The organism is Clavibacter californiensis (assembly GCF_021952865.1).
GTDB lineage: Bacteria > Actinomycetota > Actinomycetes > Actinomycetales > Microbacteriaceae > Clavibacter > Clavibacter californiensis.
Genome location: NZ_CP040792.1, coordinates 1,578,479 through 1,600,559, shown reverse-complemented (window position 1 = coordinate 1,600,559; position 22,081 = coordinate 1,578,479). Strand labels below are relative to the sequence as shown.

General features: G+C 74.4%; 22 protein-coding genes and 1 tRNA gene. 12 read left to right on the top strand and 11 right to left on the bottom strand.

The window, feature by feature from the left end; all coding sequences use genetic code 11:
* Positions 1 to 142: 142 nt before the first annotated feature.
* On the bottom strand, positions 143 to 973 hold the full coding sequence (locus FGD68_RS07850) for an LmeA family phospholipid-binding protein (protein WP_119372575.1): 831 nt from the start codon (positions 971 to 973) through the stop codon (positions 143 to 145).
* Between the two features lie 11 nt (positions 974 to 984).
* Entirely contained in the window at positions 985 to 2,649 is a 1,665-nt protein-coding gene (gene argS / locus FGD68_RS07845; RefSeq protein ID WP_119372576.1) for an arginine--tRNA ligase, read from the bottom strand.
* Positions 2,650 to 2,762: 113 nt separating this feature from the next.
* Between argS and FGD68_RS07840 the strand changes: the two genes are divergently transcribed.
* A complete protein-coding gene (locus tag FGD68_RS07840; RefSeq protein ID WP_237609324.1) occupies positions 2,763 to 3,494 on the top strand; it encodes a hypothetical protein in 732 nt (243 codons plus the stop codon).
* Between the two features lie 27 nt (positions 3,495 to 3,521).
* Here the strand turns inward: FGD68_RS07840 and FGD68_RS07835 are convergent, their stop codons facing one another.
* The 5 genes from FGD68_RS07835 to FGD68_RS07815 form a co-directional block, all read right to left on the bottom strand.
* The gene (locus tag FGD68_RS07835; protein WP_104236102.1) at positions 3,522 to 4,316 is read right to left on the bottom strand and encodes a transglutaminase-like domain-containing protein; all 795 of its coding nucleotides are present in this window, start codon (positions 4,314 to 4,316) and stop codon (positions 3,522 to 3,524) included.
* 68 nt (positions 4,317 to 4,384) lie between these two features.
* Entirely contained in the window at positions 4,385 to 4,672 is a 288-nt protein-coding gene (locus tag FGD68_RS07830; protein ID WP_237609323.1) for a hypothetical protein, read from the bottom strand.
* Positions 4,624 to 5,394: a gamma-glutamyl-gamma-aminobutyrate hydrolase family protein gene (locus FGD68_RS07825; protein ID WP_119372577.1), complete on the bottom strand. Its 771-nt coding sequence runs from the start codon at positions 5,392 to 5,394 to the stop codon at positions 4,624 to 4,626. The genes FGD68_RS07830 and FGD68_RS07825 overlap by 49 nt, the downstream gene beginning before the upstream one ends.
* Positions 5,395 to 5,505: 111 nt before the next feature.
* On the bottom strand, positions 5,506 to 6,198 hold the full coding sequence (locus tag FGD68_RS07820; protein ID WP_119372578.1) for a pyridoxine/pyridoxamine 5'-phosphate oxidase: 693 nt from the start codon (positions 6,196 to 6,198) through the stop codon (positions 5,506 to 5,508).
* 530 nt (positions 6,199 to 6,728) lie between these two features.
* Positions 6,729 to 6,800 (bottom strand) — tRNA-Arg (locus FGD68_RS07815).
* A 206-nt stretch (positions 6,801 to 7,006) separates the two neighbouring features.
* On the opposite strand from FGD68_RS07815, the gene FGD68_RS07810 reads away from it, so the two are divergent.
* From FGD68_RS07810 to FGD68_RS07765, 10 genes are all read left to right on the top strand, one after another.
* On the top strand, positions 7,007 to 7,246 hold the full coding sequence (locus FGD68_RS07810; RefSeq protein WP_104236099.1) for an antitoxin: 240 nt from the start codon (positions 7,007 to 7,009) through the stop codon (positions 7,244 to 7,246).
* Positions 7,243 to 7,812, top strand: a complete 570-nt coding sequence (locus FGD68_RS07805) for a 2'-5' RNA ligase family protein (protein ID WP_119372579.1) — start codon at positions 7,243 to 7,245, stop codon at positions 7,810 to 7,812. The genes FGD68_RS07810 and FGD68_RS07805 overlap by 4 nt, the downstream gene beginning before the upstream one ends.
* Positions 7,813 to 7,900: 88 nt before the next feature.
* Positions 7,901 to 9,937: a TPM domain-containing protein gene (locus FGD68_RS07800; protein ID WP_237609322.1), complete on the top strand. Its 2,037-nt coding sequence runs from the start codon at positions 7,901 to 7,903 to the stop codon at positions 9,935 to 9,937.
* An 84-nt stretch (positions 9,938 to 10,021) separates the two neighbouring features.
* Positions 10,022 to 10,765, top strand: a complete 744-nt coding sequence (locus FGD68_RS07795; protein WP_104236098.1) for a PspA/IM30 family protein — start codon at positions 10,022 to 10,024, stop codon at positions 10,763 to 10,765.
* 94 nt (positions 10,766 to 10,859) lie between these two features.
* Entirely contained in the window at positions 10,860 to 11,510 is a 651-nt protein-coding gene (locus FGD68_RS07790) for an NADPH-dependent F420 reductase (RefSeq protein WP_104236097.1), read from the top strand.
* Between the two features lie 105 nt (positions 11,511 to 11,615).
* The gene (locus tag FGD68_RS07785; RefSeq protein WP_119373586.1) at positions 11,616 to 12,458 is read left to right on the top strand and encodes an arginase family protein; all 843 of its coding nucleotides are present in this window, start codon (positions 11,616 to 11,618) and stop codon (positions 12,456 to 12,458) included.
* A 68-nt stretch (positions 12,459 to 12,526) separates the two neighbouring features.
* A complete protein-coding gene (locus tag FGD68_RS07780) occupies positions 12,527 to 13,366 on the top strand; it encodes a crotonase/enoyl-CoA hydratase family protein (RefSeq protein ID WP_237609321.1) in 840 nt (279 codons plus the stop codon).
* A gap of 57 nt (positions 13,367 to 13,423) precedes the next feature.
* Positions 13,424 to 14,857, top strand: coding sequence for a dihydrolipoyl dehydrogenase family protein (locus FGD68_RS07775; protein ID WP_119373309.1), 1,434 nt, complete (start codon positions 13,424 to 13,426; stop codon positions 14,855 to 14,857).
* A complete protein-coding gene (locus FGD68_RS07770) occupies positions 14,854 to 15,246 on the top strand; it encodes a Fe-S oxidoreductase (RefSeq protein ID WP_119373310.1) in 393 nt (130 codons plus the stop codon). Before FGD68_RS07775 ends, FGD68_RS07770 begins: the two co-directional genes overlap by 4 nt.
* Entirely contained in the window at positions 15,243 to 16,121 is an 879-nt protein-coding gene (locus FGD68_RS07765) for an SDR family NAD(P)-dependent oxidoreductase (protein WP_119373311.1), read from the top strand. Before FGD68_RS07770 ends, FGD68_RS07765 begins: the two co-directional genes overlap by 4 nt.
* A gap of 36 nt (positions 16,122 to 16,157) precedes the next feature.
* On the opposite strand, the gene FGD68_RS07760 is transcribed toward FGD68_RS07765, so the two are convergent.
* Positions 16,158 to 16,562: an SIP domain-containing protein gene (locus FGD68_RS07760; protein WP_119373312.1), complete on the bottom strand. Its 405-nt coding sequence runs from the start codon at positions 16,560 to 16,562 to the stop codon at positions 16,158 to 16,160.
* A 2-nt stretch (positions 16,563 to 16,564) separates the two neighbouring features.
* Positions 16,565 to 17,506 carry a siderophore-interacting protein gene (locus tag FGD68_RS07755; RefSeq protein WP_104236090.1) on the bottom strand — a complete coding sequence of 314 codons (942 nt, stop codon included), beginning with the start codon at positions 17,504 to 17,506 and terminating at the stop codon, positions 16,565 to 16,567.
* A 131-nt stretch (positions 17,507 to 17,637) separates the two neighbouring features.
* Between FGD68_RS07755 and FGD68_RS07750 the strand changes: the two genes are divergently transcribed.
* On the top strand, positions 17,638 to 18,375 hold the full coding sequence (locus FGD68_RS07750) for a sulfite exporter TauE/SafE family protein (RefSeq protein WP_119373313.1): 738 nt from the start codon (positions 17,638 to 17,640) through the stop codon (positions 18,373 to 18,375).
* Positions 18,376 to 18,384: 9 nt separating this feature from the next.
* Here the strand turns inward: FGD68_RS07750 and FGD68_RS07745 are convergent, their stop codons facing one another.
* Positions 18,385 to 19,812 carry an amidase gene (locus FGD68_RS07745; RefSeq protein WP_237609988.1) on the bottom strand — a complete coding sequence of 476 codons (1,428 nt, stop codon included), beginning with the start codon at positions 19,810 to 19,812 and terminating at the stop codon, positions 18,385 to 18,387.
* 108 nt (positions 19,813 to 19,920) lie between these two features.
* Entirely contained in the window at positions 19,921 to 22,068 is a 2,148-nt protein-coding gene (locus FGD68_RS07740; protein WP_119373128.1) for a bifunctional metallophosphatase/5'-nucleotidase, read from the bottom strand.
* Positions 22,069 to 22,081 lie beyond the last annotated feature (13 nt).

Here is a 22,081-nt window from a genome sequence, read left to right as displayed (position 1 = left end):
CGTACGCGGGGCGGACGTGCGGGATGGCGAGCGGACCCGGTGTGGTCCCTGGAGCCGAAGGGGGCGGTGCGAGCCATCCTATCGAGGCGGGACGGGGGCTCCGCCCACGTGACGACGGCCGTCGGGGCCCGGCCGGGAGCGGCTAGCCGCAGCTGCCGGTGACCCCGAGCGAGTCGCGCGTGAGCTTCACGGAGGACGACTGAACGGTCATCGACGCGCGCCCGTCCGCGATGGTCACGTCCTGCACCTGGACGCCCGCGGGGAGGTACTGCGCGACGCACACGGGGTAGGTGATGTCGCGGATCCCCTGGATGGTCTGCGCGAGGTCGACCTTCAGCGACCCCGCCTGGAGCTCCACCTCGGCGGGGGTGATGACGATCGTGGATCCGTCCCGCAGCACGGGCTCCGCGGCCACGGTGTAGCCGAGCGTGAGGCCGAGGATCCGCGTGGAGCCGGAGTAGCCGAGCGTGCCGTCGCCGAAGCGCAGGTCGGGCGGCGTGCCCGCGGTCTTCGCGAGGAGGGCGCTGGCGGGATCCTGGTCCATGGACACGGTGGCGACCACGTCCCCCACGGTGCGCTCCTGGTCGGTCGGCACGTCGGTCGCGACGATGTGCGCCTGGAACGGCGTGCCGTCGGCCTGGAGGTTCGGGCCGTCGAGCACGACGCGGTCGAGCGTGCCGCGGATGAGCTGCGGGATGACCCAGTCGCCCTCGATCGCGACGTTCACGCGCCCGGTGATCCGCCCGGGCAGCTGGTCGGCGATCTGCTTCTCGGCCTGGTCCTGGGCGACGCCGCGCACGGTCTGGTCGATGATCCGCAGCCCGAACGCGAGCCCGACGCCGATCACGACGAGCACGAGGAGCCAGATGAACACGGTGCCGCCGCGCGGACCGCGACGGCGCCGCTTCGCCTCCCGCGGGTCGCGCCGCTCGGGCGCCTCGAAGACCTCCGTGCCCTGGAAACGACCCGACATGATCCGCTCCCCTACATGCGCTCGGGGGCCGAGACGCCCACGAGGTCGAGGCCGTTGGCGACCACCTGCCGGACCGCGTCGTTCAGCCACAGGCGCGTGCGGTGCAGGTCGGTGACCTCCTCGTCGCCCCGCGGGACCACCCGGCAGCTGTCGTACCAGCGGTGGTAGGAGCCCGCGAGCTCCTCGATGTAGCGGGCGACCCGGTGCGGCTCGCGCAGCTCGGCGGCCTGGGCGACGATGCGCGGGAACTCCTGCAGGAGGCCGAGCAGCGCCGACTCGGTCGGGTGCGTGAGCAGCTCCGGCGCGAAGGCGGAGCGGTCGACGCCCGAGGCCTCGGCGTTGCGATCCACCGCGCAGGTCCGCGCGTGGGCGTACTGCACGTAGAAGACGGGGTTGTCGTTGGTGCGCTTGCCGAGGACGGCGAGGTCGATGTCGAGGTTCTGGTCGGCGGAGGAGCGCACGAGCGAGTAGCGGCCCGCGTCCACGCCCACCGCGTCCACCAGGTCGTCGAGCGTGACGATGGTACCGGCGCGCTTGCTCATCTTCACCGGCTCGCCGTCGCGCAGCAGGTTGACCATCTGGCCGATGAGGATCTGGAGGTTGACGCCCGGGGTGTCGCCGAACGCCTCTGCCATCGCCATCATGCGGCCGACGTACCCGTGGTGGTCGGCGCCGAGCATGATGATGTTCTGCTCGAAGCCGCGCTCGCGCTTGTCGAGGTAGTAGCCGAGGTCGCCCGAGATGTAGGCGGGCTCGCCCGTGGAGCGGATGACCACGCGGTCGCGGTCGTCGCCGAACGTGGTGGTGCGGAGCCAGACGGCGCCGTCCTCCTCGAAGACGTGGCCGAGCTCCTTCAGGCGCGCGACGGCGCGGTCGACGGCGCCGGACTCGTGCAGCGAGTCCTCGTGGAAGAAGACGTCGAAGTCGACGCCGAAGTCGTGCAGCTTCTGCTTGATCTCGCCGAACATCAGCTCGGTGCCCGCGCTCCGGAAGACCTCCTGCTGCTCCTCGCGCGGGAGGGCGTCGATGTCGCCTTCGTAGCCCGACACGACGCGCTCGGCGATCTCGCCGATGTAGGCGCCCCCGTAGCCGTCCTCGGGTGTGTCCTCGCCGAGGTGGCTCGCGAGGAGGCTGCGCGCGAAGCGGTCGATCTGGGATCCGTGGTCGTTGAAGTAGTACTCGCGCGTGACGTCAGCGCCCTCGGCCTGGAGGATGCGCGCGAGGCTGTCGCCGACCGCGGCCCAGCGCACGCCGCCCAGGTGGATGGGGCCGGTGGGGTTCGCGGAGACGAACTCGAGGTTGATGCGGATCCCGTCGAGCGTGTGCCCGCGGCCGTACGCGGGGCCCGCGTCGACGATGGTGCGCGCGAGGGCGCCCGCGGCGGCCGCCTCGAGGGTGATGTTGATGAAGCCGGGCCCGGCGACGTCGACCTTCGCGACCTGCGGCAGCTCGCCGAGCGCCTCGGCGATGTCGGCCGCGATGGTGCGCGGGTTCTCGCCCAGCGGCTTCGCGATGCGCATGGCGATGTTGGTGGCCCAGTCGCCGTGGTCGCGGTTGCGCGGGCGCTCGAGCACGACCATGTCGGGGCTGAGCGCGAGGGCGTCGCCACCCGGTCGTCGTCCTGCCGTCCGGGCCACGATGTCGAACAGGGCGCCGGTCAGGTCAGGGGTCGTCATGGGGATAGAGCCTACCGGCGGGCGCGACCCGCACCTCCCGGCGCACGCGCCCGCGCGGGGCCTCCCCGGTGCACCGGGAGCGTCCCAGCGGGGCCGCGCCGCGTCTCGGTAGTGTGTCGATCTCGCCTCCCGCTCGCGGCCCGTCGCTGCGCGCCGAGCGTCGCACCCCGCGGCGCGCCCGGATCCGAAGGAGCACCACCATTCCCGCCAGCCTCCCCACGCCCCGACGCACCCACTCCGAGCGCACCGTCCCGGCCGTCGCGGCCGCCGGCCTCGCCGTCGCCCTCCTCCTCGCCGGATGCTCGAACCCCGCCCCGCTCCAGCCCGCGACACCCGACCCCTCGGCGAGCGCGGTCGGCGGGCAGGCGGCGGGCGGCGGATCCGCCACAGGTCCGAGCGCCTCCCCCACGCCCGCGCCGCCGAAGGGCACCCCGGTCAGCACCACGTGCGACCAGCTCCTGCCCGACCTCGCCGAGTTCGGCCCCGGCTTCGCGAGCGAGGCGCTCCCGGCGGACACCTCGACGGACGGCCTGCGCGCCGACGTCCTCACGATGCAGGGCATCGCCTGCGCCTTCCGGTCGTCCGACGGCACCGCGGTCGAGATCGACGTGGCGCAGCCCGTGGCCGCCGAGCTGCAGTCCCGGCGCGACGCGGCCATCCTCCTGGCCGATCCCATCGCCGGGTATCCCTCCGGCGTCGAGGCCTACTTCGAGCTCGAGGACGCGATCGGCGTCTCCACCATCTACTCCTCGAAGCACATGATCGTCATGCGGTCCGCCGCGTTCTACGAGCCGGGCGACCACGCCGACCTCGGCAACGCGGTGCTGGAGACCGTCGGCGGCTGATCCGGCCCCTCAGCCGGGGCGGACGGCTCAGCCCAGGCGCACGGCCGAGGCGACGTCGTCGACCGGCAGCTCGTCGACGGTGGCCATGACCTCCATGCGCGAGATGGTCACGAGGCTGCGGGTGTTGGTGAGGAACGCGGTGTCGGAGGCGTCGCGACCCGTGGAGATCCGCAGCAGGCTCTGCCGCGGCGCGAGCCCGGTGGCGTCCACCACGTGCCACGCGCCGTCGACCCACGCCTCGGCGACCGCGTGGAAGTCCATGGGGCTGAGGCCGGGCGCGTAGACGGCGGCCAGCCGCGCGGGCACGTCGAGCGCGCGGAGCATCGCGATCACGAGGTGCGCGTAGTCGCGGCAGACGCCGCGGCGGGCGAGCAGGGTGCGGACGGCGCCGTCGGTCGGGAGGCTGGATCCCGGCGCGTACCGCAGCGACTCCGCCACGAACGCGCGCACGGCGGCGAGGAGCGGCAGCCCGTCGAGGCCGCGGAACTCGCCGCGGGCCGTGGGGAAGAGCGTGTCCGACTCGCAGTAGCGGCTCGGGCGGCGGTAGATCCAGAGGTCGACGTCGTCGACGGGCGCGGGGTCGCGGCGGCCGGTGACCGTCGCGCGGTACTCCATCGTGAGCGCTCCCGCTCCTGTCGTCAGGACGTGCAGCCGGGTGTCGTGCCGGTCGACCACCTCCGTCGCCTCGATCGGGCGGCCGTCGAGCGAGAAGGAGAGGTGCTCGGACGCGATGTCGGCGCCCCGGGCGACGGCGATCGCGAAGGCCATCTCGCTCTCGCCGGAGACATGCAGCTCGAGCATGGAGGAGACGTCGCGGCGCATGCGTCCATCGTGGCATCGGATCCGCCCGGCCCGGTGCGCCTGCCCCGCGCGCCCGCCCGAGCCGCCGCTCAGGCCGGGTGAGGTCCCGTCGACGCGCGCGCCACGAGCGTCGGCTCGAGCATCCGCGACGCGGCCTCCCGGCCGTCGACGATCGCGAGGAGCGTCTCCCGCGCGATCCGCCCCAGCTCGTGCACGGGCGAGCACACGGGCGAGCGCACGCTCGTGAGCCCGATGGATCCCGACGCCGCGAGCGGGGTGCCGTCGTAGCCGACCAGCGCGCGCCGCGGTCGTCCCGGCAGGTGTCGGCTCAGGCTGCCGCGGTGCGCGCCGGGTCGACGGGCTCCCGCAGCGCGCAAGCCTCGGCGAGCGCGTCGAGCAGGGCGGGGAGCTGGTCGCGCGCGGCGCCCGGGTCCTCCGGGTGCCACTGCACGCCGATGACGGGCGCGCTCTCGTGCTCGACGGCCTCCGGCACGCCGTCGGGCGCGACCGCGACGACGCGGAGTCCCGTGCCCGGCCGGTCGACCGCCTGGTGGTGGGCGCTCCGCACGACGACGTCGGTCGATCCCAGCACGCGGGCGAGCCGGCTGTCCCCCGCGACCCGCACGTCGTGGTCGCGCATCACGGCCGTGATCTCCTCGGCGTCGTTGCGGTGCTCCCCCACGCCCTCGATGTGCTGCTGCAGCGTGCCGCCGAGCGCGACGTTGACGATCTGGGCACCGCGGCAGATGCCGAGGAGCGGCGTGCCCTCGGCGACCGCGCGGCGGACGAGCGCGATCTGCCCGGCGTCGGCGACCTCGCGGTGCGTCGAGCGGCCCTCGTACTCGGCGGGCCCGCCGTAGAAGCGCGGGGCGACGTCCTCGCCGCCCATGATCACGACGGCGTCGGCCTCTCGCGTGCGCGCGAGCAGCGACTCGACGCCCTCGTCCTCCGCGGCGATGTTCTCGACCAGCCAGCCCGCGGCGTCGGCGACCTCGGCGACGCGCGCGTTGAGGCCCTGCACGAGCGTGTTGTAGGCGGCGGCCTCGGGACGCGAGCGGGTCACCTGCACGACGGCGAGGCGGCGGAGGGTGGCGGGCATGGATCCAGTGTGCGGCGTCGCCCGCGGGATCGCACGCCGCGCGTCATGTTCCGCAACACGGCCCGACCGCGGCACGCGCCGCCCGAGGCACGCGCCGCCCCGCGGTGGGCGTCAGGGCCAGACGAGCGTGTGCGACCAGGACCCGTCGGGACCGGACCGGTACATGATCCGCAGCTGCCCGTGGTCCTCGGTCGCCTGCCAGAACTCGACGACCGTCGGCTGCAGCACGTAGGCGCGCCACGACTCGGCGACGAGCTCCGGATCCGCGTCCACGGCCTCGCGGGCCCGGGCGATCCGCGCGTCGCGCTCGGCGGCGTCGGGCATCGGCTCGCTCTGGTCGCCCGCGATGACCTCGGCGCGCGACGACGGGTGCCGAGCGAGGAAGTCGCGCTCGCTCACCTCGCGGTCGCCGTGGAAGACGGGGCCGGTGGCGCGGACCTGGCGCCCGCGCTCCCGCCAGTACGCGACGAGCGCCGCGCGCGGGTTGGCCTCGAGGTCGCGCCCCTTGGGGCTGTCTGCCAGCGAGGAGAACCAGAGGGCGCCGGGCTCGTCGTCGACCGTGGGCGTCACGTCCTTGAGCAGCAGCGTGCGCGCGCTCGGGCGACCCTCCGCGTCGGCGGTCGCGAGGACGACCGCGTTCGGCTCGGCGGCGTCGTGGGCGACGGCGTCGCGGATCCAGTCGATGACGAGGTCGATCGGGTCCTCCGGCAGGTGCGCGGGGTCGAGCTCGGGGAAGTCGTGCGGCTTCGGCTTCGCGCCCTTCAGGAGGTCGCGGACCGGGGTGGAGTCGTCGTCGTCAGCCATGCGCCGAGCCTAGGCCGGCTGGCGACGGATGCCCGGCCGACCGGCTCGGACGCGCCACCGCGCGACGGCGCGACCGCGCGTCCTGCCGGACCGGGGAGCGGCGTTTCGTCGCGATGCGGGGATCGGATTGGTCCCTGCACCACTGGAATTTTCCAGTACCGGGCGGCGTGGTCGTCCCGCCGGTCGGCCGCTACCTTCGTGTCGAGGCCCGCTCCCCCAGTTGGGCCCAGCACCACGCGGCGGGAACCCGAGACCCGTCTCGGGCCCCGCCGCGTGTGTTAACGCGTCCTCCGCCCCTGCCGCACCAGAAGCCACGTGCGCGCGTCGAGTCGATGCGATCCCCTCCGTCGTGCCGGTGCGCGCTATCTCGCGCAGCGGTCGTCGCCCCTCGCCATCCGCCGGCGAGGATGCCTGCGCGCGAAGCCGCGACGGCGGCGACGAGCGAGACGCGGATCACCCGGACGCACGAGAGGCCGGCCCCGCGGACGGGACCGGCCTCTCACCGCACCAACACGGGATATGGGAAGGTGTGCCCCCAGGAGGATTCGAACCTCCGCCCCTGCCTCCGGAGGGCAGTGCTCTATCCCCTGAGCTATGGGGGCCAGGGTGCGCGCGAGCGCGGATCCAGGGTAGCACCGGCGACGAGGCCCGCCGCGCCGTCGCCACGGGCCGGGAGCGCCGACGCATTCCCTCTCCCGAGGAGACTCCCCGCTCCGGCACAGGCGCGGCACGCCAGGATGGACGCAGGACGACCGCCGCGCCGCCCGGGCACGGCGGCCCACCCGATCCCCTCAAGAGGAGACCACCTGTGAAGCTGTCCCGCATCGCCGCCGCCGCCACCGGATTCCTGCGCACGTCCAAGGGCCAGGACGTCGGCCGCACCGCCATCGACAAGGTGTCCGGCATCGCCGACAAGGCCACCGGCAGCAAGCACGCCGACAAGATCCAGAAGGCCCGTCAGGCCGCCGACGACCAGCTCCGGAAGCTCGGCCCGGACGGCGGCCGCGGCCAGGGCCACACGCCGCCCGCGACCCCGCCCCGCCCCTGAGCGCCGGCAGCCTCGAGCTCACGCTGGACGCGGCGTCCGACGCCGCGGTCCGCGCATCCTGGCGCGCCCTCGCCGACGCCGACCTGCCGAGCCTCGCCGACCACGCGGGCGAGAGCAACCGCCCGCACGTGACGCTGCTGGCGGCTGCAGGGCTCGGTGGATCCGCGGACGACGCCGTCCGCGCCCTCGCCTCCTCCTCTCCGCTGCCGACGCTCCGGCTCGGCGGCCTCGTCGTCCTCGGAGTCCCGCCGCGGGGCCTCGTGCTCGCGCGGCAGGTGGTGGTCGACCGGGCGCTGCTCGACCTGCACGCGCGGATCCACGCGGCCGTCGACCAGGCGGACGCCGACGCGGACGCCGACGCGGATGCCGACGCCGCGCCCGTCGAGGTCGTCCCGCACACGCGTCCGGGTGCGTGGACGCCGCACATCACGATCGCCCTGCGGCTGACGGCCGAGCAGCTCGGCGCGGCGGTGTCGGTGCTCGGTCGCGTCGACCCGCTCGAGGCCCGGGCCGCGGGCATCCGCCGCTGGGATCCCCGCGACCGCACCGTGGCGGAGCTCGCGTGACCCGCGCGGCCCGGATCCTCACGGCCAGCGCACGCACCCGCGCCACTAGCCTGGACGGAGAACGTACTCGAGACGACGGAGGAGTCGCATGCCGCGGTCCGCGAGATTGATCGGGGCCGCGCTCGCGCTCGGCCTGGCCGGGGCCATGGTGCCGATGTCCGCGCAGGCGACGGGGCCGGTCGACTTCGGCGGGGCGACGATCCTCGACCAGGTCGACGCGGTGACGCCCGCGCAGGAGCAGCAGATCCAGCAGGCGATCGACACGCTCCGGACGGACACCGGGATCACCCTCCATGTCGCGTACGTGGACACCTTCACCGGGGAGGCGGATCAGGCGGCCTGGGGCCGCGCGACGAACTCCGCCAACGGCTTCGGGGACTCCGACGCGCTGCTCGCCGTCGCCGTCGACGGCCGGCAGGTCTCCTTCGGGGCTCCCGCGCAGCTGTCGGAGTCCGCACGCGACCAGCTCCTGCAGAACGGGATCCGGCCGGAGCTGCAGGACAGCGACTGGTCAGGAGCCGCCGTCGCGGCCGCGCAGGGCATCGAGTCCCAGGCACGCACCGGCACGGGCACCGAGTCGGGGACCGGGGCCACCCCGTCGTCCGGGAACTCCTCCGGCATCGACTTCGGCCTCGTCCTCCTCCTCGTGCTGGGCGCGATCCTCGTGGCAGCCGTCGCCACGACGCTCGTCGGCCGCCGCAAGAAGCGGAAGGCCGTCGCGCAGAAGCGGCAGGCGGTGCTCGAGGAGATGCGGACCGCAGAGCAGCGCGCCGGCAGCATGCTCGTGCAGCTCGACGACGCGCTCGAGACCAGCGAGCAGGAGGTGGGCTTCGCCGAGGCGGAGTTCGGATCCGGCGCGGTCGGCCCGTACCGGGAGGTGCTCGCGTCCGCGGGCGGCAAGGTCCGCGAGGCGTTCGCCCTCAAGCAGAAGCTCGACGACACGATCGAGGACACCGACGAGGAGCGCCGCACCTGGGCCGCCCGCATCGTCGACCTGTGCGAGGAGGCGCGGGCCGAGCTCGAGGCCCAGGCCGAGTCGTTCGAGGAGCTGCGCGCGCTCGAGAAGAACGCGCCGCAGACCCTCGCCGCCATCGTCACCGACGCGGAGTCGCTGAAGACCCGGATCGAGCGGACGCAGGAGGCGGTGGACCTCCTCGGTCGCCGCTACGCCGGCCCGTCGATGACGACCGTCACCGGCAACGTCGACCAGGCGCGCTCGCTCCTCTCCTTCGCGACCGACACCGCGCAGGAGGCCGCAGAGGCCATCCGCGCGGGCGACAGCGCCTCGACGGGCGAGATCGCGGTGAAGGTGCGCGCGGCGCAGCAGGCGGTGGGGCAGGCCGGCAAGCTCCTCGACGGCGTCGACCGCGTCTCGTCCGACCTCGAGCACGCGTCCACGCGCGTGCAGGAGGAGATCGCCGACGTCCGCAGCGACATCCAGGACGCCCGCGCCGCCCAGCGCGGAGGGCGCATGCCGGAGCTGACCCGTCTGGTGGAGGCGGCCGAGCAGGCCATCGCCGACGCCACGCCGCTGCAGGGCCGGCTCGCGGATCCGCTCACGAGCGTCACGCTGCTGCAGGAGGCCGAGGCCCGGCTCGACGAGGCGCTCGCGCCCGTGCGGGAGCAGCAGGAGCAGGTGCAGCGCGCGGTCGGCTACCTGCCCCGGGCGCTGTCGACCGCCGAGAGCCAGGTGGCGACGGCGCGCGACTTCATCTCGACGCGCCGCGGTGGCGTCGGCGAGGAGGCCCGCACGCGTCTCGCGCACGCGCAGCGCGCGCTCGACGACGCGCACGAGGCCGCTCCGCGGGATCCCGTGCGCGCTGTCGCCGCGTCCCAGGCCGCGACCTCGTACGCCGCGCAGGCCATCGAGGCCGCGCAGCGCGACCTCGACCAGGGCGGCGGCTACGGCGGCGGCATGATGGGCGGGCGCGGCGGCGGGGACGCCTTCGGCGGCGCGATCATGGGCGGCATCATCGGCGGCCTGCTCAGCGGAGGCGGCGGAGGCGGCGGCTGGGGTGGCGGAGGCGGAGGCGGCGGCTTCAGCGGCGGGGGCTTCGGCGGAGGCGGCGGCTTCAGCGGCGGCGGCTTCGGCGGAGGCGGCGGCTTCAGCGGCGGCGACTTCTAGCGACGACCAGCACGACGACGAGAACGAGAGCGACCCATGATCAACCCATTCCGACGAAGCACCAGACGAGAAGGAGCAGCACCCATGTCCAAGCAGTCCATCCTCGGCCGCATCGCCCAGCTCGCGAAGGCCAACATCAACAACCTCATCGACCAGGCCGAGGACCCGCAGCTCATGCTGGACCAGATGGTCCGCGACTACACGGAGAGCATCCGCGAGGCCGAGAGCGCGGTCGCCCAGACCATCGGCAACCTGCGGATGATCGAGGACGACCACCGCGAGGACGTCCAGGCCGCGCAGGACTGGGGCCGCAAGGCCCTCGCCGCGAGCACCAAGGCCGACGAGTACCGGAACGCCGGCAACACCCCGAACGCCGACAAGTTCGACGCCCTCGCCCGCGTGGCGCTGCAGCGCCAGATGCAGTCGGAGAGCGAGGCGAAGGGCGCCGAGCCCACCATCGCGTCGCAGACCGAGGTCGTCGAGAAGCTCAAGCAGGGCCTCGACACGATGCGGAACAAGCTCCAGCAGCTGTCGTCGAAGCGCGACGAGCTGAACGCCCGCCAGAAGACGGTGCAGGCGCAGTCGCAGGTGCAGGACGCCATGAAGAGCATCGACATCATGGACCCGACCAGCGAGGTCAGCCGCTTCGAGCAGAAGATCCGCCGCGAGGAGGCCCGCGTCCGCGGCGCCGAGGAGCTGCAGGCCTCCAGCCTCGACGCGCAGTTCGAGGAGCTCGAGGACCTCGGCGAGCTGACCGAGGTCGAGGCGCGCCTGGCCGCGCTCAAGTCCGGCGGATCCGCGCCGAAGCAGGTCACGTCCGGCGAGTAGCCGCACGCCACGACGGGCGCCGCATCCTCCGGGAGCGGCGCCCGTCGTCGTCCCGGCGGGGAATGCCGCCCCCGTGGATCCGGTTCCCCTCACCATGACCAACATCGGAATCATCGGCGCCGGACTCATCGGCAGCCAGCTCGCCCGCCTCTTCACCTCCACCGGCCACGACGTCGTCATCGCGAACTCGCGCGGCCCGGAGACCCTCACCGAGCTCGTCGACGAGCTCGGTGAGCACGCCCGCGCCGCCACCGTCCAGGAGGTCGCGGAGGCCGGCGAGATCGTCGTCGTCACCATCCCGCTCAAGAACATCGGCAGCGTCCCCGTCGCGCCGCTCGCCGGCAAGATCGTGATCGACACCGACAACTACTACCCGGAGCGCGACGGCCACATCGCCGAGCTCGACGACGAGACCACGACGACCGCGGAGATGCTGCAGCGGCACCTGCCCGAGTCGAAGGTCGTCAAGGCCTTCAACCACATCTACGCGGCCGACCTCACCGAGCACGGCACCCCCGCCGGCACGCCTGGCCGCCGCGCGCTCGTGATCGCGGGCGACGACGCCGAGGCGAAGGCGACCGTGACCTCGATCCTCGACTCCTTCGGCTACGACGCGGTCGACGCCGGACCCCTCGCGGAGGGCTGGCGCATCCAGCGCGACACCCCCGGCTACGGCCCGAAGCTCGACGCCGCGAGCCTCCGCCAGGCGCTCGCCGAGGCCAAGCGCTACCGCGACATGCAGTAGCCGGGCGGAGCGACAGCTCCTCCCCACGACGATGCCCGTCGCCCGCGGCCACGACCGCAGGCGACGGGCGTCGCCATGTCCGGCGCCGCACGGGATACTGAGCACGTGCCCGCCTCATTCGTCGTCGTCCCCCAATGGCAGGGCTCGGGCTCGTCCCGCGCCATGAGGCTCGCGGACGGGGCGCAGGCGATACGCGGCGACCTGCCCGCATCCGCCACGCGGGTGGTGGACGTGCCCGTCGAGGCCGGCGAGTCGCTCGGCACGGGAGTCCTCCGCTACGCGTCGCTGCTCGCGGTGCGCACGCGCCAGGAGGCGGCGCTCCAGGCGGTGTCCGCGTCCGGATCCGGCCCCGTCGTCACCATCGGCGGCGACTGCGGCGTGGAGATCGCGGCCATCGGGCACGCGGCCGCGGCGCACCCCGGGCTCGCGGTCGTCTGGCTCGACGCCCACGCCGACCTCAACTCCCCCGCGTCGTCGCCGAGCGGCGCCTTCCACGGGATGGTGCTGCGCGCCGTCATCGGCGAGGGCGTCGACGGGCTGGAGCTCCCGGCGGGCGCGGTCACGGCCGACCGCGTCGTGCTCGCCGGCGTGCGCGCGCTCGACGACGCCGAGTCCGAGCTCGTGGACTCGCGCGGCATCGCGCTCGTCGACGCCGAGGAGGTGGGTCCCGAGTCGCTCGTCGCTGCCGTGCGGGCGACCGGCGCCGCCGATGTCTACGTGCACGTCGACCTCGACGTGCTCGACCCGGGCGGGATGTCCGGCGTCGGCCACCCGGAGCCGTTCGGGCTCGACGTGCAGGCCGTCACCGAGTCGATCAAGGCGCTGCGCCGGTCGTTCGGGCTCGCGGGCGCCGGGATCACCGAGTTCGCGCCGTCCTCCCCCGCTGCGGCCGTGGACGACATGGGCACCATCCTGCGGATCATCGGGGCGCTCACCGGGCCCGTGTGACCCGACCGGGAGGTCGCGCCGCCCGCCTCGCCCTGCGAGTCTGGGACGGACGATCGAAGGAGACCGCCGTGAGTGACGACGCCCGCACCGCATCCCCCGCAGGGCCCCCGGCCGACGACGCCCCCCGCGTGCGCGTCGAGCGGCGCGGGCACCTGCTGCTCATCGGCCTCGACCGGCCGGCCAAGCGCAACGCCGCCGACATGCGGATGCTCCGCGAGCTCGCGAGCGCGTACGGCCTGCTCGACAGGGATCCGGAGCTGCGGGTCGGCGTGGTGCACGCGGTCGGCGACCACTTCACGGGCGGGCTCGACCTCGCCGACGTGGCCCCGCACATCGGCCGCGGCCCCGGCGGCGGCCTCGACACGGTGCCGGACGACGGCGTCGACCCGTGGCGGATGGTCGGCGACGGCGTCGGCAAGCCCGTGGTCCTCGCGGTCCAGGGCACGTGCCTCACGCTCGGGATCGAGCTGGCCCTCGCGAGCGACGTCGTGGTGGCGGCCGCGGGCACGCGGTTCGGGCAGATCGAGGTCGCGCGCGGCATCCTGCCCTTCGGCGGCGCGACCCTCCGCTTCCCGGCCGTCGCGGGCTGGGGCGACGCCATGCGCTGGATCCTCACGGGCGACCTCTTCGACGCCGAGGAGGCCAGGCGCATGCGCATCGTGCAGCTCGTGGTGCCGGACGGGGAGCAGCTCACGGCGGCCATCGGGGTCGCCGAGCGCATCGCCGCGCAGGCCCCGCTCGCCGTGCAGGCGACGCTCCGCAACGCGCGCGCCGGGCTCCGCGACGGGCCCGAGGTCGCGGCCGCCGCGCTGCCCGCCGAGCTCGTGCGGCTCGCGGGATCCGAGGACGCGGCGCGCGGCATCCGCGCCGCCGCGGAGCGCCGGCCCGCGGACTTCGTCGGCCGCTGATCCGTCGACCGAACCCGCCCGGCCGATGCCCGGGACGCCCGGCGTAGGGTCGGGTCCATGACTTCTTACGACCTCATCGTCATCGGTGCCGGCCCCGTCGGCGAGAACGTCGCCGACCGCGCGAAGCAGGGCGGGCTCAGCGTGCTCGTCGTCGAGTCCGAGCTCGTCGGCGGCGAGTGCTCCTACTGGGCCTGCATGCCGAGCAAGGCGCTGCTCCGCTCCGGCAGCGCCCTCCGCGCCGCGCGCGCCGTCGCCGGGTCGGAGGAGGCCGTGACGGGCGAGCTCGACGTCGCCGCCGTGCTGAAGCGCCGCGACTCCTTCACCAGCTCCTGGTCCGACGAGGGCCAGGTGAGCTGGCTCGAGGGCATCGGCATCGATCTGGCGCGCGGCCACGGCCGCATCTCCGGACCGCGCCGCGTCACGGTCACCGCGCCCGACGGATCCACGACCGAGCACGAGGCGACGCACGCCGTCGCCGTGAGCACCGGCACCGCCGCGCTCCTCCCCGACATCCCCGGCCTCGCCGAGGCCCAGCCGTGGACGAGCCGCGAGGCCACCAGCGTCGAGGTCATGCCTACCTCGATCGTCGTCATCGGCGGCGGCGTGGTCGCGGCCGAGATGGCCACGGCCTTCGCCTCGCTCGGCAGCGCCGTCACGGTCGTCGCCCGCAGCGGCCTGCTCACCGGCCAGGAGCCCTTCGCGGGCGAGCTCGTCGGCGACAGCCTCACGGACATGGGCGTCGACGTGCGCCTCGGGGCATCGCCCTCCCGCGTCACGCGCGACGGCGACGAGGTCACCGTCGAGCTCACGGACGGATCCACCGTCACGGCCGCCGAGGTGCTCGTCGCCACCGGCCGCACCCCGCGCACCGAGGACCTGGGCCTCGACACCGTCGGTCTCGAGGCCGGCGCGTACCTCGACGTGGACGACACGATGCTCGTCACGGGCGAGGTCAACGCGGAGACGCCGTGGCTCTACGCCGTCGGCGACGTCAACCACCGCGCGCTCCTCACCCACCAGGGCAAGTACCAGGCACGCGCGGCCGGCGAGGTCATCGCGGCGCGCGCGACCGGCGACACCGTCGACGACTCCCCGTGGGGCGTCCACGTCGCGACGGCCGACCACCGCGCCGTCCCGCAGGTGACGTTCACCGACCCGGAGGTCGCGAGCGTCGGCCTCACCGCGAAGGCGGCGGAGGAGGCCGGCATCCGCACGCGCGTCGTCGACTACGACCTCGGATCCGTCGCGGGCGCGAGCCTGCACGCGGACGGTTACACGGGGAAGGCGCGCATGGTCGTCGACGAGGACCGCGGCGTGATCGTCGGCGTCACCTTCGTCGGCCAGGACGTCGCCGAGCTGCTGCACTCCGCCACGATCGCGGTCGTCGGCGAGGTGCCGCTCACGCGCCTCTGGCACGCGGTGCCGTCGTACCCCACCATCAGCGAGGTGTGGCTGCGCCTGCTCGAGACGTACGGGCGGCCGACCGCGTGATCCGCTCCAGCGTCGGCGCCGTCGCGGGCGCCGTCCGCGGCGTCCTGCTGGACTCCCCCGTCTCGCGCGCGGGCAGCGGCGTCGCGACGGGTGTCGCGCTCGCCATCGGCCTCCCGCTCAGCACGGGCGAGGTGCGCCGCCACGGCGACCTCATCGTCCTCACCGGCCTGCCGTCCTGGGTCTTCGGGCGCGGTGGCACGTGCGTCGGCCGCGTCTACCTGACGCGCGACAACGCGGGACCCGCGGTGCTCGAGCACGAGGCCGTCCACGTCACGCAGTGGCGCAGGTACGGGCTGCTCATGCCGCTGCTCTACTGGTGGGCGGGGCGGGACCCGCTGCGCAACCGGTTCGAGATCGAGGCGGGCCTCGAGAAGGGCGGGTACCGGTGACCGGCCCGCTCGACGGCCGCACGGTCGTCATCACGGGAGCGAGCTCCGGCATCGGCCGCATCGCCGCCCGCGAGCTGCACGACCGCGGTGCCGACGTGGTCGTGGTCGGGCGCGATCCGGAGCGCACGCGCGGCATCGCCGCCGAGCTGGGTGCGCGGCACGTGCTCGCCGACATGGACCGGCTCGACGAGGTGCGCGCGCTGGCGGCGACGCTCCTGGAGACGTGCCCGCGGATCCACGTGCTGGCCCTCAATGCCGGCAGCCTCGTGCCGCGCCGCGCCATGACGGGCGACGGCCACGAGACCACGTTCCAGCGCAACGTCCTCGCGCCGTTCCTCCTCACCCGCCTCCTGCTGCCGCGCCTCGAGGAGACGCAGGACGCGCTCCGCGCCGACGAGAGCCCGGTGCGCGTCATCGGCACCGCGAGCCGCGCGAACCTCTGGGGCCGCGTGCGCCTCGACGACCTCGACTGGCGGAAGCGCCCCTGGCTCGGCGGCTGGCAGGCGTACGGCACGTCGAAGGCGATGATGATCCTGATGATGCGCACGCTCGCGGAGCGCGTCGGCCCGCGCGGCATGGAGGCGTGCTCGTTCCACCCGGGGCTCGTGCGCACGTCGTTCGGATCCGACAGCACCGTGATGAAGGCGCTGCTCGCGCTGTCGATGGGCGCCTACGGCATCTCCGCCGAGGCGGGCGCCGTGCCCCTGGTGCAGCTCGCGTCGGTGCCCGACCTGGGCGCGCCGAACGGCACGTACTTCGACCAGCTCACGCCCGACGGGAAGACGACCGCGCAGGCCGCGGACCCGCAGCTCGGGCGGGACCTGTGGGCCGCCCTGGACCTGGCGGCGGGGACCGCCGAGGCCGTCCGTCGCTGACCCGACGTCGCCCCACACGCGCCCGGCGGATCCGCGTCAGCGCGTCGCGAGCAGGTGCAGCAGGTCGTCGTGGCCGCCGACGTGCCCGCCGAGCAGCACGCTGACCTCGGTGACCGGGTGCTCGTCGGAGATCGGCGCCGAGAAGACCATCATCTCGCTGGCCCACGCGCCGACCGCCCGCGCGACCGCGGCCATCGGCTCCGCGGGCGCACCGTCGATCCCGCGGCCCTCGCGGGCGATCACGGTGACGACCATGCGCGGCGGGTGCGCGAGCGCGACCTCGACGGACGCGTCGGGCACCTCGACGAACACGCTGCCGCGCGTGCACAGGGGCAGCGCGGAGAGCGCGGCCTGCGTCGCGAAGAGGCCGGTCTCGTCCGTGACGAGCAGCACATGGCGCCTCACGTCCTTGCGCGTGCGCGAGCGGGTGGCTCCGGCCATGGTCAGGATCCCTCCGCCGCGCCCGCGCGCCAGTAGCCCATGAAGGCGACCTGGCGGCGGTCGATGCCCGTGTCGCGCACGAGGAAGCGGCGCATCGCCTTGATGCAGCCGGACTCCCCTGCGAGCCATGCGTAGAGCGTGGAGCCCTCGTGGACGACCGGCGCGTCCCACACGATGCCCTCGGCGTCGTCCTCCGCCAGCGGCTGCGCGTCGTCGGCGAGCGCGACCTCGGGGACCGCGATGGCGCCGACCTTCACGTGGCAGTCGACCCAGTGGCGCACGGCCTCCTCGAGGCGGGATCCGTTCGGTCGTCCGTCGCGCGGCAGCCAGGTGAGGTTCACGCCCTTCGGCACGCGAACGTCGAGGCGGTCGCCCGTGACGGGCACCTCGATGAAGGCGCAGCCCACGGCGTCGTCGGGCAGGGAGGAGAGGATGTTGCAGATGGCGGGCGCGGCCGTCTCGTCGCCCGCGAGGAGCAGGGAGCGGGCGGCGCCCGGGTGCCACTCGATGCCGAGGCCGCGCGCGGGACTGATGGCGTCGGGGCCGATGATCACCATCTCGTCGCCGGGCTGCGCCTGGCCGGCCCAGCGGGAGGCGGGGCCCATGTCGCCGTGGAGCGCGAAGTCCACGTCGACCTCGCCGAGCTCGCGGCGGACGGCGCGGGACGTGTAGGTGCGGAGCGGGTTGCGCTCGGCGTCGGGCAGCGCGCGCCACCAGGCGAACCAGTCGTCGCCGCCGACGCCGGTGAGGTCGGGCAGGCCGTGCTCGGCGACCGGCAGCAGCAGCTTGATGCGCTGGTCCAGGCACTCGTCGCCGAAGTCGCGGAGGTCGTCGCTCTGGAACGTGATCCGGAGGAACGTGGGGCTGATGCGCTCGGTGCGGGCCACACGCGCGGCGAACGGCCGGTAGGCGGGGCGCTCGACCGCGGGTTGCTCCTCGACCACGGCCGAGGCTTCTGCCGTGCTGCTGGCGAGGGTCGCGGTGGAGGTAAGCACAGCCTAAGTATGGCATGCCTTACCTCAGGGGGCGAGGGCGGCGGCACGATCGGGCGGCGGATCCACGGGAGGATGTCATCGTGTCCGCCCTCGTCCTCGCCGCCGTCTTCGTGGGCGCCGTGGCCCAGCGCGTCACCGGGCTCGGCTTCGCGCTCGTCGTCTCGCCCGTGCTCGTGATCCTGCTCGGCCCCTTCGACGGCGTGCTCATCGTGAACCTGTGCGGCGCGCTGTCGGCGGCGATCATCCTGGCGGGCGTCCGGCGGCACGTGGAGTGGCGGCGCTACCTCTTCCTCGCGATCCCCGCGCTCGTGGGGATCGTGCCCGGCGCCCTCCTCGCCTACCTGCTGCAGGACGAGGTGCTCGAGATCGGGATCGGCCTGCTGCTCATCGCCGCCCTCACCACCTCGCTCGTGCTCCGGCGCACGACGCGCGTGGTCGACGGGCCGGGCGTCATGGCGGGCTTCGGCTTCGCGTCGGGCGTCATGAACGCGGCGGCCGGCATCGGCGGGCCGAGCCTCAGCGTCTACGCGGTCGTCAGCCGCTGGGAGCAGCGGGCCTTCGCGGCGACCCTCCAGCCGTTCTTCGTCACGGTCGGCGCGTCGTCCCTCCTCACGAAGCTCCTCATCGCGCCGGAGCGCTGGCCGGACCTGGGGACGGCGGCGTGGGTGGGCATCATCGTGACGATGCTCGCGGGGATCGGGGCGGGCACGCTCCTCGGCCCCCGGATCCCGACGCGCGGCGCCCGCGCGGCCGTCGTCGTGCTCGCGTTCGGCGGCGCGGTCTCGGCGATCGTCAAGGGGATCAGCGGGCTGGGCTGACCCGCCGCCTCACCACTGCGGCGGGTGCCGTCGCTGCCAGTGCAGCCGCCGCTCGAGCTGCCGGCCGATCGCGAGGAGGGTCGCCTCGCCGCCCGGCCGCCCGATGAGCTGCACGCCCATGGGCAGGCCGTCGTCGGTCAGGTGCACGGGCAGCGTGATCGCGGGCAGGCCCGTGACGTTCGCGAACGACGTGTACGGCGTGTACCGCACCTGCTGCGCGAAGTTCCGCTCGCCGTCCTCGGCGTCGTACCAGCCGACCGGCCGAGGCTCCTGCGCGAGCGCGGGCGTGAGCACGGCGTCCACGTGCGCGAACTGCGCGATGACGCTGCGCTCGTACGCGGCGAGCTGGGCGAGCGCGCGGGCGAGGTCGCGCGCGGAGAGCGCCCGGCCGCGCTCGACGAGCCAGCGCGTGAGCGGCTCGAGGAGCTCGAGCTGGGCGCCCGCGGCCGGGATCCCCGCGGCGCCCGCCTGCCAGATGGTGCGGAACGCGGGCGCGTAGGTCGGATCCGGGCGGAGCGCGAGGTCCTCGAGGCCGTGGCCCATGGTCGACAGCTCGCGCACGGCGAGCGCGAGGGCGTCGTCGGCGGAGGGGTCGCGGACGATCTCGTAGGCGTCGTCCCACGGCGTCGTGGTCATCACGCCGATCTGGAAGCGGCCCTCGCCGCGGACGGCCGCGCCGAGCAGATCGCCGTCCGCGTCCTCGGGCGCACGCAGCGTGAACGGGTGCGGGATGCGGCCGTTGACCCGGCCGATCATCGCGTCGAGCAGCATGGCCGCGTCGGCGACGCTGCGCGCGAGCGGGCCGGGGACCACGAGGCCCGCGAGCGACTCCTGCCCGGATCCCGCGGGCACCAGGCCGCGCGAGGGCTTGAGGCCGACGAGGCCGGTGGCCGCCGCGGGGATGCGGACCGAGCCGCCGCCGTCGGATCCCGGCGCGAAGGGCAGCAGGCCCGCGGCGACCGCGACGGCCGCTCCCCCGCTGGATCCGCCGGCGCCGCGGGTCGTGTCCCAGGGCGTGCGCGCGGGCGGGGCGACGAGGCTCTCCGTGTACGACGGCAGGCCGAACTCGGGCGCGCTCGTCTTCCCGAGGCTGATGCCGCCCGCGTCGTCGAGCGCCTGCGGGATCGCGTCGGTGCGGTCGGAGACGTGGTCGCGGAACAGGCGGGAGCCGAAGGTGGTGCGGACGCCGGCGCGCTCGGAGAGGTCCTTGTCGCCGAAGGGCAGGCCCCAGAGCGGCGCGGTGCGCGGCACCTCGCGCTCGACGAACCGCGCGCGCTCCAGGGCACGGTCGGCGGTGACGGTCGTGAAGGCGCCGAGGCCCGGATCCAGCCGCTCGATGCGCTCGAGGTAGTGGGTGACGAGCTCGGTCGGGGTGACCTCGCCGCGCTGGAGCTGGTCCCACTGGTCCTGGGCGCTGAGGTGGTGGAGTTCGAACACGGCTCCAGCGTAGGCCGGGGTCGGGGCGGGCCGACCGGCGGCGGATGCTGCTGGCGGGGCGGGGCGCCGGTCGCCCGGCACCCGCTCCGTCCCGGGGATCCGCGACCGTCAGCGGCGCGCGGCCGCCGACATCCGGCGGCGGAAGGCCACCAGCCCGAGGCCCAGGGCGAGCGCCGCGAGCGAGGTCCCGAGCACGGGTCCGGACTCGGATCCGGTCGCCGCGAGCATCGGCTCGGAGCTCGGCGCGGGCACCGTGCCCGTCCCGGACGGGACGACGGATCCCGCCTGCGTGTCGAGCGCGTACATCACCGAGGCGCCCGTGCTCGGCAGCAGGAACGCGAGCTGGTGCGCTCCCGCGGCGAGGTCGGCCGGCACCGTGAACCGGACGCTCGCGCGGCCCTGCTCGTCGGTCGTGTCGACCACGGCGGCGTCGATCGGCGTGCGCGCGACCTCCTCGCCGTCGATGAGCGTCACGACCTCGGTGTCCTGCACGGGCGCGTTCGAGATGAGCAGCGAGGAGAGCTCGTAGGAGCGCTCCTGTCCGGCCGCGGGCGCGGCACCCGTGGTGTCGACGATCCCGATGGAGCGCGTCGCCGAGTCGGGCTCGACGGGCGAGAACTCGGTGATGTGGTCGACGAACGCGGTGAGGTCGACGCGGCCGGAGTCGCTCTGCTCGGTCGAGTTCGCGAGCTCCGTGAAGTTGTCGCCGCCCTCCGCGAGGAAGCTGTTCGCGACCATCGTGAAGACGCGCTCGGGATCCACCGGCTCGCCCTGGAAGAACACGCCCGTGATCCGCTCGCCGCGTGCGGCCGTCGGGTCGTACGTGTAGGTGAGGTCGCGCGAGAGGCCGAGCTTGAGGAACGGCCGCGAGGACCCTTCCGGCTGCCACTGCTGCTCGAGCACCGCCTTGATGCCCGCGCCCGTGATCTTCGCGGTCGTGAGCGTGTTGGCGAACGGCTGCACGATGGCGGCCTCCTTGTAGGTCACCTCGCCCTCCGCGTCGCCCGCGCCGGAGGACGCGACGGTGAGGTCCTGGCGGACGCCGCCCGGGTTCATGAACGCGATCTCGGTGCCGAGGTCCGCCTGCGTCGCCCACAGCTGCGCGTCGGCGACGAGGTTGCCGATGGTGGACTCGCCGCCGCGGTTCTCGGAGCCGTCCGCCTGGCGGGCGCGCGTGATGTCGCCCGTGATCTCGCCGACCGTGCGGCTGCCGATGACCTCGGCCTTCGCGACCGCGTCGTCGACGATGCGCTGCACCGCGGGATCCGCTGGGAACGCCGGCTTCCCGTCCGCGGTGAGCAGCGGGACGAGCTCGGAGGAGATGGCGGTGAGGGCCTTGGTGGCGGGATCCACCGTGAGCGACAGGTGCCCGAGGTTGGTGCCGTAGCTCCCGGTCTGCAGCACGGGCAGCGGCAGGGCCTTGCCCGCGACCGGCAGCTCGTAGTCGTAGCCGAGGTGCGTGTGGCCGGAGATCACGGCGTCGACGTCGGCCTGCACGCCCGTCACGATGCGGCCGAAGACCGAGTCGTCGGTGAGGGAGGACTCGTCGGAGGTGGACGCGCCCTCGTGCACGACGAGGACGACGACGACGGCCTCCCCGTTCGCGTCGTCGCCGTCGCGGAGCGCGCGGGCGGTCGCGGTGGACGCGTCGACGACGCTGCCGACGTCGAGCGTCGCGATCCCGGCCGGGCTCACGAGCTCGGGCAGCGCCTCGGTCGTCGCGCCGACGAACGCGACGCGCACGCCGTCGATGTCCTGCACGTCGTACGCGGCGTAGGCGTGCTCCTCCGTGCCCTTCTCGTAGAGGTTCGCCGAGATGTACGGGAAGTCCGAGTGATCCGTGACGCGGCCGTCCACGTCGTCGCGGCCCTGGTCGAACTCGTGGTTGCCGAGGGTGGAGACGGAGACGCCCATGGCGTTGAGCGCGTCGAGCGTCGGCTCGTCCTGCTGGGACAGCGACGTGAAGGTGGACGCCCCGACGTTGTCGCCCGCGCTGATGAGCGTGCTGTTCGGGTTCTCGGCCTTCGCCTGCTGGAACGCGCCCGAGATCACGGCGGCGCCTGCGGTGGACGAGGTGGTCTCGAGCCGGCCGTGGAAGTCGTTGATGGAGTAGACGTCGATGGCGACGTCGCCCTCCGCGGCCGACGCGGGGGCGGCGCCGAGGCCGAGGACCGCGGTGGCGGAGAGGCCCGCCACGAGGGCGAGGGCGCCGGAGCGCGCGGCTCCGGACGAGCGGCGGGTGGGAGCTGAGCGCATGCGGGGACATCCT